The sequence below is a fragment of the Skermanella sp. genome, assembly GCF_059503625.1.
The window spans coordinates 1-3736 of sequence record NZ_JCACHA010000137.1; the positions used below are offsets into that span (position 1 = coordinate 1).

Sequence of the window (3736 nt, forward strand, 5' to 3'; positions counted from 1 at the left end):
AGAACGTCGAAGGCATCCTGGTCAACATCTTCGGCGGCATCATGCGCTGCGACGTGATTGCGGAAGGCGTCGTCGCCGCCGCGCGCGAAGTCTCGCTCCACGTCCCGCTGGTGGTCCGCCTGGAAGGCACCAACGTCGACATGGGCAAGCGTATCCTGGCCGAGTCGGGCCTTCCCATCCTCTCCGCGGACGATCTTGGCGATGCGGCCAAGAAGATCGTCAGCGCCGTTCAGAAAAAGGCCGCCTGACATGTCGGTTCTCGTCAATTCCGAAACGCGGGTCATCTGCCAGGGCTTCACCGGCGCTCAGGGGACCTTCCACTCCGAACAGGCGATCGCCTACGGCACCCAGATGGTCGGCGGCGTCACCCCCGGTAAGGGCGGCACCAAGCATCTCGACCTGCCGGTGTTCGACACGGTGGCCCAGGCCGTCAACGACACCGGCGCCAACGCCAGCGTGATCTACGTCCCGCCGCCGTTCGCCGCCGACGCCATACTGGAAGCCATCGACGCCCAGATCCCGCTGGTGGTCTGCATCACCGAAGGCATCCCCGTCCTGGACATGGTCAAGGTCCGCCGCGCCCTGACCGGCTCGTCGACCCGGCTGATCGGCCCCAACTGCCCTGGGATCATCACGCCGGACGAGTGCAAGATCGGCATCATGCCGGGCCACATCCACCGCCGCGGCAAGATCGGCATCGTTTCCCGGTCCGGAACGTTGACGTATGAGGCGGTGGCCCAGACGACGGCGGCCGGCCTCGGCCAGACCACCTGCATCGGCATCGGCGGCGATCCGGTCAACGGCACCAACTTCGTGGACAGCCTGGAGCTGTTCCTGAAGGACGACGAGACCGAAGGCATCATCATGATCGGCGAGATCGGCGGCGACGCCGAGGTCAAGGGCGCCGAGTTCATCAAGGCCAGCGGCACGAAGAAGCCGGTCGTCGGCTTCATCGCGGGCCGCACCGCACCGCCGGGCCGCCGCATGGGTCATGCCGGCGCCGTAATCTCCGGTGGTAATGACACGGCGGACTTCAAAGTAAAGGCGCTGACGGCGGCAGGCATCCACATCGCCGACAGCCCGGCGAGCCTGGGACGCACCATGCTTCAAGCCATGGGTCGTTGACGGCACGAGGTAGAAGAACAAGAAGACAAGGGCAGGAAATCCATGGACACGGCCATTCCCAACGAACCCAACAACAAGCATCCCGGTTTGGGACGCCGCAAGACCCGTGGGCTACCGAAGGGACGCCAGGTAGACCTGACGTCGTTGGCCGAGGTCCGGGAGCTTCTGGGCGACAGATCGCGGCAGCCGGACCTGCTGATCGAGCACCTGCACCTGATCCAGGACCGCTATCATGCGCTGCACGCGCGCCATCTGGTGGCGCTGGCGCAGGAGATGCGGCTGGCCCTGGTGGAAGTGTACGAGGTCGCCAGCTTCTACGCCCATTTCGACATCGTGATGGACGACGAGGTCGCCCCGCCGCCCCTGACGATCCGGGTCTGCGACAGCCTGACCTGCGAGCTGAAGGGCGGCGCCGACCTGTTCTACGGGCTGCCCGACGCGGTCGGCCCCGACGTGCGGGTCATCCGCGCCCCCTGCATGGGCGCCTGCCACAACGCCCCCGCCGTGGCGATCGGCCATGCGCTGCACGAGCACGCGACGGTGGAGAGCGTCAAGGCCGCCGTCGATGCCGGGCACACCCACCCGCACATCCCCGACTACCACGGCTTCGACGACTACCGCGCCGGCGGCGGCTACAAGCTGCTGGAAGAATGCCTGGACGGCGCCCGCGACCTTGAAGGCATCCTGACGGCGCTGGAAGGCTCCAGCCTGCGCGGCCTTGGCGGCGCCGGCTTCCCGACCGGCCGCAAGTGGCGCTTCGTCCGCGCCGAACCCGGTCCGCGCCTGATGGCGATCAACGGCGACGAGGGCGAGCCGGGCACTTTCAAGGACCGCCACTATCTGGAAACCGATCCCAACCGCTTCCTGGAAGGGATGCTGATCGGCGCCTGGGCGGTCGAGGCGACCGACGTCTACGTCTACCTGCGCGACGAGTATCCGCAGTGCCGCGAGATCCTGGACCGCGAAATCGCCAGGGTCGAGCAGGCCGGTCTCAGCCGGCACACCAAGATCCACATGCGGCGCGGCGCCGGCGCCTATATCTGCGGCGAGGAATCGGCGATGCTGGAAAGCATCGAGGGCAAGCGCGGCCTGCCGCGCCACAAGCCGCCGTTCCCGTCCCAGGTCGGTCTGTTCGGCCAGCCGACGCTGATCAACAACATCGAGACGGTGTTCTGGGTCCGCGACATCGTGGAGAAGGGGCCGGAGTGGTGGTCCAGCCACGGCCGCAACGGGCGCAAGGGCCTGCGCAGCTATTCCGTCTCCGGCCACGTCAAGAACCCCGGCGTCAAGCTGGCTCCCGCCGGCGTCACGATCACCGAACTGATAAACGAGTTCTGCGGCGGGATGGAGGACGGCCATACCTTCAAGGGCTATCTTCCCGGCGGCGCTTCCGGCGGCATCCTGCCGGCTTCCATGTCCGACATCCCGCTGGACTTCGGCACGCTGGAGCAGCACGGCTGCTTTATCGGCTCGGCGGCGGTTGTCGTGCTGTCCGACAAGGACGATATGAAACGGGTCGGCCTCAACCTGATGAAGTTCTTCGAGGATGAGAGCTGCGGCCAGTGCACCCCCTGCCGCGCCGGCACCGAAAAGGCCGTCAAGCTGCTGGAGCAGCCAAGCTGGAACCAGCCCTTGCTGGGCGAGTTGGCGAAGGTGATGACCTCGGCCTCGATCTGCGGCCTGGGTCAGGCGGCGATGAACCCGATCAAACAGATAATGAAGCATTTCCCGGAGGACCTGACATGAGCGAGGCGATCCGATTTTTCCTGGACGGTGAAGAGGTCGAAGCCCGCCCCGGCGAGACCATCTGGCAGGTCGCCAACCGTCGCGGCACCGAGATCCCGCACCTCTGCTACACTCCGGCGCCGGGCTACCGCCCGGACGGCAACTGCCGCGCCTGCATGGTCGAGGTGGAAGGCGAACGCGTCCTGGCCGCAAGCTGCATCCGCAAGCCGCAGCAGGGCATGAAGGTCAACACCGCCAGCGAGAGCGCCAAATCGGCGCGCAAGATGGTGTTCGAACTGCTGGTCGGCGACCAGCCCGCCCGCGAGGAAGCCCACGACCCCAATTCCCCCTTCTGGAACTGGGCCGACAAGCTGGAGGTTTCCGACAGCCGCTTCCCCGCCCGCGATCCCGCTCCGGACAAGGACTTCAGCCATCCCGCGATGGCGGTGCAGCTCGACGCCTGCATCCAGTGCAACCTGTGCGTCCGCGCCTGCCGCGAAGTCCAGGTCAACGACGTGATCGGCATGGCCCTGCGCGGGCATGCCGAGAAGATCATCTTCGACTTCGACGATCCCATGGGCGGCAGCACTTGCGTCTCCTGCGGCGAGTGCGTGCAGGCCTGCCCGACCGGCGCCCTGATGCCGAAGACGATGGTGGACAGCCAGACCGGCGTCTTCCTGACCGGGCCGGACCGCAAGGTCGACAGCGTCTGCCCGTATTGCGGCGTCGGCTGCCAGCTCACCTACAACATCAAGGACGACAAGCTGCTGTCGGTGGATGGCCGCGACGGTCCGTCCAACCAGAACCGCCTGTGCGTCAAGGGCCGCTTCGGCTTCGACTATGTCCACCACGAGGACCGGCTGACCGTGCCGCTGATCCGGCGCGA

Annotated in this window: 3 protein-coding genes and 1 pseudogene; all 4 read left to right on the forward strand. The window is 66.6% G+C overall.

All coding sequences use genetic code 11. From position 1 onward, the window contains the following. Nucleotides 1-248 (forward strand): annotated as a pseudogene (sucC, locus tag AC5JJ6_RS03685) (succinate--CoA ligase subunit beta); the annotation flags it as partial. Between the two features lies 1 nt (nt 249). After that, nucleotides 250-1125: a succinate--CoA ligase subunit alpha gene (gene sucD / locus AC5JJ6_RS03690; protein ID WP_496040749.1), complete on the forward strand. Its 876-nt coding sequence runs from the start codon at nt 250-252 to the stop codon at nt 1123-1125. Between the two features lie 42 nt (nt 1126-1167). Then, nucleotides 1168-2871, forward strand: coding sequence for an NADH-ubiquinone oxidoreductase-F iron-sulfur binding region domain-containing protein (locus tag AC5JJ6_RS03695; RefSeq protein ID WP_496040750.1), 1704 nt, complete (start codon nt 1168-1170; stop codon nt 2869-2871). Next, the coding region (locus AC5JJ6_RS03700) for a 2Fe-2S iron-sulfur cluster-binding protein (protein WP_496040751.1) at nt 2868-3736 on the forward strand (869 nt) is incomplete at its 3' end. The genes AC5JJ6_RS03695 and AC5JJ6_RS03700, both read left to right, overlap by 4 nt.

Coding starts and splice junctions, on each gene's coding strand:
- sucD (WP_496040749.1), top strand. CDS start 250: ATGTCGGTTCTCGTCAATTCCGAAACGCGGGTCATCTGCCAGGGCTTC.
- AC5JJ6_RS03695 (WP_496040750.1), top strand. CDS start 1,168: ATGGACACGGCCATTCCCAACGAACCCAACAACAAGCATCCCGGTTTG.